The organism is Citrobacter sp. VF227, from assembly GCF_052950715.1.
In genome coordinates this window covers 1-595 of sequence record NZ_JBRFVF010000165.1, presented here as the reverse complement: position 1 = coordinate 595, position 595 = coordinate 1, and the positions used below count along the sequence as shown (strand labels likewise).

1 protein-coding gene is annotated in these 595 nt (G+C 66.6%); it reads left to right on the top strand.

Translation table 11 applies throughout. The annotated features are described in order from the left end of the window. Positions 1-595 (top strand): AAA family ATPase (locus ACU8YC_RS25680; protein ID WP_446896061.1); only part of this gene is annotated, 595 nt, incomplete at both ends.

Here is a 595-nt window from a genome sequence, read left to right as displayed (position 1 = left end):
CGAGGAGGGCGCCTCCGAGCGGCCGAGCGACGACGGCGATCCCCGCGGCGCCAAGAAGAAGGGCGACGCGCTCGACGCTTACTGCGTCAACCTCAACAAGAAGGCGCGCGACGGCAAGATCGACCCGCTGATCGGCCGCGAGAGCGAGGTCCAGCGCACCATCCAGGTGCTCTGCCGGCGGCAGAAGAACAACCCGCTGCTCGTGGGCGATCCCGGTGTCGGCAAGACCGCGATCGCCGAAGGGCTCGCGTACCGGATCACGCGCGGCGAAGTGCCGGATATCCTCGCGAACGCGCAGGTGTATTCGCTCGACATGGGCGCGCTGCTGGCGGGCACCAAGTATCGCGGCGATTTCGAGCAGCGTCTGAAGACCGTGCTGAAGGAACTCAAGGAGCGTCCGCACGCGATCCTGTTCATCGACGAAATCCATACGCTGATCGGCGCGGGCGCCGCGTCGGGCGGCACGCTCGATGCGTCGAACCTGCTGAAGCCGGCGTTGTCGTCGGTCACGCTCAAGTGCATCGGCGCGACCACCTTCACCGAATATCGCCGCATCTTCGAGAAGGATGCGGCGCTGTCGCGGCGCTTCCAGAAG